This is a genomic window from Dethiosulfatibacter sp., assembly GCF_983023055.1.
Genome location: NZ_CEZJXU010000150.1, coordinates 1 through 5,288, shown reverse-complemented (window position 1 = coordinate 5,288; position 5,288 = coordinate 1). Strand labels below are relative to the sequence as shown.

At 37.9% G+C, this 5,288-nt stretch carries 5 protein-coding genes; all 5 read right to left on the bottom strand.

What is annotated here, in order from left to right:
- A partial coding sequence (locus AC3AX0_RS06670) for an amidohydrolase family protein (protein ID WP_487549526.1) occupies positions 1-556 on the bottom strand: 556 nt, incomplete at its 3' end.
- 15 nt (positions 557-571) lie between these two features.
- Positions 572-1,720, bottom strand: coding sequence for an amidohydrolase (locus AC3AX0_RS06665; protein WP_487549525.1), 1,149 nt, complete (start codon positions 1,718-1,720; stop codon positions 572-574).
- A gap of 16 nt (positions 1,721-1,736) precedes the next feature.
- Positions 1,737-2,999 carry a M20 family metallopeptidase gene (locus AC3AX0_RS06660; protein ID WP_487549524.1) on the bottom strand — a complete coding sequence of 421 codons (1,263 nt, stop codon included), beginning with the start codon at positions 2,997-2,999 and terminating at the stop codon, positions 1,737-1,739.
- 19 nt (positions 3,000-3,018) lie between these two features.
- On the bottom strand, positions 3,019-3,990 hold the full coding sequence (locus tag AC3AX0_RS06655) for an ABC transporter ATP-binding protein (RefSeq protein WP_487549523.1): 972 nt from the start codon (positions 3,988-3,990) through the stop codon (positions 3,019-3,021).
- Positions 3,990-4,994: an ABC transporter ATP-binding protein gene (locus AC3AX0_RS06650; RefSeq protein ID WP_487549522.1), complete on the bottom strand. Its 1,005-nt coding sequence runs from the start codon at positions 4,992-4,994 to the stop codon at positions 3,990-3,992. The genes AC3AX0_RS06655 and AC3AX0_RS06650 overlap by 1 nt, the downstream gene beginning before the upstream one ends.
- Positions 4,995-5,288 lie beyond the last annotated feature (294 nt).

Below are 5,288 nucleotides of genomic sequence, written 5' to 3'. Positions count from 1 at the left end.
GATAAACTCTTGAATTGTACAGGTTTTCCCTTAATATGTTGATTATACCCATTCTAGAAAGAGGTGATTCCTGCTTATCTATGTTCCATTTTTTTGGTCCATCACCAATTGTGCAGCATATGTCTGTTGATTCTGAAATCATGGAATCGTAAAGGGATTTTCCCCTTGTTTTGACTGCGCAGCTTTGACTTCCAATGACATTGGTATTTCCAGAATTGATTACAACAGTGGTGATACCTGAAGAAACAGCCTGTTTAAAATATTCATCATTGTAGTTTATTCCGTTAATTGATTTCAAATCGGAAATCACATTTTCGTATTTTTCATTGGAATCATCTCCGGGAAGTCCTGAAGCTGATTCAATCAGACCCAGAGAAGTGCTGCAGTCTATTAGCCCAGGCATTACAATACTTTGATGTAAATTAATTGTTTTAGTTCCAGGCGAGGTTATATTTGAATCGATTGCCAGGATTTTACCTTTATCAATAAGTATGTCTCCATACAATATTTTATTATTGTTCAATGTGAAGATTTTACCATTTTTTAATAGAAGCATTTTTTCCTCCCTGTATTACTTGGCGTTGGAGCGGTTGTAGACAATTTTGCCCTTTATTATTGTAGTTTCAGTATTTGTTCTTATTTCGAGGGGATCACCGTCAAAAATGACAATATCAGCATCCTTGCCTTCAGCTATGCTTCCAATGCTTTTTTCCAGACCCATTGCTTTTGCAGGATTTATTGTAATCATTTTGACAGCTTCTGAATATTTAAGTCCTTCCTTGACAATCATTCCAGCGGCAGTTGCTAAATAGCTGATATTTGAAAAAGGGTGATCAGTAGTCAATGAAACAAGACATCCCGCTTCCATTAGGATTTTTGACGTATTTATTGTTGAGTTTTTCAATTCCTGTTTCGACTTGAACATAAGAGGCGGTCCTGTCAATATAGGTACATTTCTTGAAACCAGTTCGTCAACAATAAGGTGGCCTTCGGTGCAGTGATCAAGTGTATATTTAAGATTGAATTTTTCAGCCAGTCTGATTCCCGACATTATATCGTCGGCTCTGTGAGCATGAATTTTAACAGGTATCTTCCTGTTAAGTACAGGCAGATAGGTATCCCAATAGAAATCCTTTAGGGTTTCATCTTTCAATACCTTTTCCCTGTACAAAAGGGCTTTTTCAAATTCTTCTTCAAGCAATGAATATGTAGACATCCTTGAAGAAGGAGATTTTCCCATGGATCCATATACGTTTTTAGGATTTTCACCAAAGGCAATCTTAAGAGCAGCATAGGGATTGACCGTCATTTCGGAAATTGTGCTTCCACAAGTCTTGATTACTGCAGCCTGTCCTCCCAGTGCATTGCCGCTGCCTGGGGTTATCATTATAGTGGTAAAACCTGCCTTGACAGCGTCGGTAAAACCCTTGTCCTGGGGATTTGCTCCATCTATAGCTCTCATCAGTGGAGTTAGAGGCTGGACGCATTCATTTGCATCGTTGCCGTTCTGGGTGTTGGTCCACATTCCCAAATGAGAATGGGCATCTATAAATCCCGGGAATATTTTTTTGTTTTCTGCATTGATGACTATAGTCCCTTCGCTGGGACCTATACCTTTTTCAAGGGATTTGATTTTCGAATCAGACACCAGTATGTCCTTTTCGACAAAGAAACCTTTGTTCACGTCAAAAACTTGCCCGTTTTTAATTAGTATGGACATATAAGCCTCCTGGAGTTTATTCTATCTCCAATAAATCTGTTAGAATGCCAAGATATATCTTGGTTGAATTGACAACGTCTTCAATATCTACATTTTCGTTGTATGAGTGGATTCCTTCCGTATTTGCAGGTCCGTACTGTATTGTTGGAATATTGTTGTAACGGTAATACCTTGCATCACTGGAGGCCCATTGATATGCAGGGAGAACTTCACTTCCCCAGACATTTTCTGCATTTTTAACTGCAGCCCTTACTATGTCATTATCAACATCAGTGTAATTGGCTTCAGAATTCCAGTTGAATTCGTATTCTATATTCTCTATATTGAGTTTTTCGATTATTTCATTGAATTTCTTTTCTATGTCGGAACCTGAAACACCTATTGGTATTCTGATATCTATTGTTGCTTCACAATAATCCGGAACCATGTTGGTTTTGATGCCGCCGGTTATTGTTCCTATGTTTACAGCAACGTGGTCTATTACATTTTCGACGCCTTCAGCTTTAAGCGCTCTTTTGGCTATTGTTTTAGAATCTGTAAGAACCTTTTGTTGATTTTCGTCATAGATTCCTTTTATTTCAGTAAATTTTTCAATTTCAGAAAGGATCTTCATAAGTTTGGTAATGGCATTTTCACCTACATAGTTGCCTATACTTCCGTGGGCTGATTTTCCATAGGATTTGATTTTAAACCATGTAGATCCCTTTTGACCTACTTCAACATTGCTGTTTGAGGTTGGCTCAGCCACAAGGCAGGCATCGGCATCATAGGAATATCCATTATCCAGCAACCATTTGGTTCCAAAGTCGCCGCCGGTTTCTTCATCAGGAACTATGTGCAGAATGATTTTACCTTTAAGTTTTGCATTTTCCTCGGCAAGTATTCTAGTTGCAAAGATTATCCCTGCAAGACCAGCTTTCATGTCCGAGGTACCTCTTCCAAGTATTTGCGTATCTGTAATTTCTCCTGAAAAAGGTTCGAAGTTCCATTTATTTAAATCGCCAACGGGAACAACGTCTGCGTGGCCATTAAGAATTATTGTTTTTCCATTATCATTTCCCAGCTTTGCCACAATATTAGGAAATTCTTTTTTTGATCTGATTATATCGTATTGAATTTTACTTTCATTCAAATACCCGGATATGAATTTTGTTATTTCCTCTACATTTCCTGTTGGGTTTTCACTTGGTATTTTAATCAGGTCTGATACCAGTTTAATAAGTTCATCTTTCCTATTATCTATTATGGACCAAAATTTATCTTTCATCATTTCACTCATTTAGATTTCTCCTGTCGTTTTATTGATTGTATAAAAAGCATGCTACTTCATGTTTTTTATCAATTTTTTTCAGTTCGGGCATTTTCTGTCTGCAAATATCCATGCAGTATGGACATCTGGTTGACAAGGGACATCCCTTTGGAAGATTAAGCGGACTTGGGATGTCTCCTATCAACTCGAATTTTTCTTTATTTTCAAAAGGGCTTTCAGGGGGGATTGCCGAAAATAAAGCTTTTGTATAAGGATGTTTAGGATCCTTGTATATGTTTTTAGAATCTCCCAGTTCTATTATTTTGCCTAGATACATAATTGCAATTCTGTCACTTATATATTTTACTACACTTAAATCATGTGAAATGAATATATAAGTGAGATTGAATTTTTTTTGTAGGTTTTTAAATAGATTTAAAACCTGTGCCTGTACTGAAACATCAAGAGCCGATACAGGCTCATCGCATACGATGACCTTTGGATTTAGAGCGAGAGCTCTTGCTACGTTTATCCGCTGCCTCTGACCACCGCTGAATTCATGTGGATATCTGTTTACATGGAAGGTATCGAGACCGACTTCTTTCAGTAATTCAATGACCTTTTGTTTTCTTTCAACGGGAGTTCCTATGTTGTGAATAATCATTGGTTCTTCAATGATTGCACCGACAGTTTTTCTTGGATCCAGTGAAGAATAGGGGTCCTGGAAAATTATTTGTATATCTTTTCTGACATTCTTCAGGTCTGAATTTTTTAATCCGTTGATTTTTTTATCATTGTATAGTATTTCTCCCGAGGAGGGATTGTGAAGCTGAATAATGCATTTGCCGAGAGTGGTTTTTCCACATCCCGATTCACCGATAACTCCAAGTGTTTCTCCTTCGATTACTTCGAAAGATACATCATTGACTGCTTTTAATATCTTAGGTTTTTCGAAAAGTTTTGTACCTTTGATTTTAAAAGTTTTTGACAGATTTTCGACTTTCAATACCGGATCATTCATTATTCATCCTCCTTTCTCTTAAGTTTCATTTCTTTTGTCTGAAAATGACAAGATACAAAATGACCCTCTTCGATTTCGATTAAACCAGGTGCCTTTTCCATACACAAATCCTGAGCATAAGGGCACCTGTTGTGGAAATTGCATGAACTACCGGTTAGCTTCAAATCGGGAGGAGATCCTTTTATAGCCTTCAACGGTTTATCCGTATCCTGGCTAAGCTTCGGCATGGAATCAAGCAGTCCCCATGTATATGGATGCAGTGGTTTGTCGTATAAGGTTGTTGCTTTTGCATATTCAACGGTTTTACCGGCGTACATTACCATTACCGTATCACATACTTCCCATATTACTCCCAGGTTGTGAGTGATTATAAGGATTGATGTGTTCATCTTTTTCTGAAGATCCTTAAGTAAATCTAAAACCTGTGCCTGTACCGTTACGTCAAGAGCCGTAGTTGGTTCGTCAGCAATAATAAGCTTGGGATTGCAGACAATTGCCATAGCTATCATGACTCTTTGTCTCATGCCTCCTGAAAATTCATGAGGATATGCATTTATTCTGCTTGCAGCCTCAGGTATTCCCACCATTTCAAGTGATTCTATGGCCATCTTTCTTGCTTCTTCGGTGGATACCTTTTGGTGAACTTTGATTACTTCAACTATCTGGTCGCCGATTTTATATACCGGGTCAAGAGATGTCATTGGATCCTGGAATATCATGGATATGTCCTTGCCTCTCATAGTGCGAAGCTCTTTCTCTTTCATCTTTACTATGTCTTTATTTTCAAAGAGTATTTGTCCATCGGTTATCCTGCCTGCAGGTTTGGCCACCAATCGCATGATTGATGAAGCGGTAACACTTTTACCTGAACCTGATTCTCCAACAATGCCCATGGTTTCCCCTTTTTTCAAGGTGAAGCTGACACCGTCTACTGCCTTGGCAATTCCACTTGACATATAAAAATATGTTTTCAGGTTTTTGACTTCAATAATATTATCGTTCATTTTTCACCTTCTATTCGTAAGACTTTTTCATAGCTTAAGAAAGTTAAAATATGCATAACCCCTTGAAGTGTTGGTGTTATGCGGTTAAGGGAACTTTCTTAGACCTCTTAATATCCGCGTTAGTCACATGAAGCGTGACTTGGATAACGCAGCGGAGCTGCTTTCTTGTAGCTTAGGAAAGTTAAATATGTATAACACCTTGAAGCGTTGGTGTTATACGGTTAAGGAAACTTTCCTGTGCATCTTAATAAATGCTTTGGTCACTATCTGTTTCACATCTAACGCGACTATGTC

Coding starts and splice junctions, on each gene's coding strand:
- AC3AX0_RS06665 (WP_487549525.1), bottom strand. CDS start 1,720: ATGTCCATACTAATTAAAAACGGGCAAGTTTTTGACGTGAACAAAGGT.
- AC3AX0_RS06660 (WP_487549524.1), bottom strand. CDS start 2,999: ATGAGTGAAATGATGAAAGATAAATTTTGGTCCATAATAGATAATAGG.
- AC3AX0_RS06655 (WP_487549523.1), bottom strand. CDS start 3,990: ATGAATGATCCGGTATTGAAAGTCGAAAATCTGTCAAAAACTTTTAAA.
- AC3AX0_RS06650 (WP_487549522.1), bottom strand. CDS start 4,994: ATGAACGATAATATTATTGAAGTCAAAAACCTGAAAACATATTTTTAT.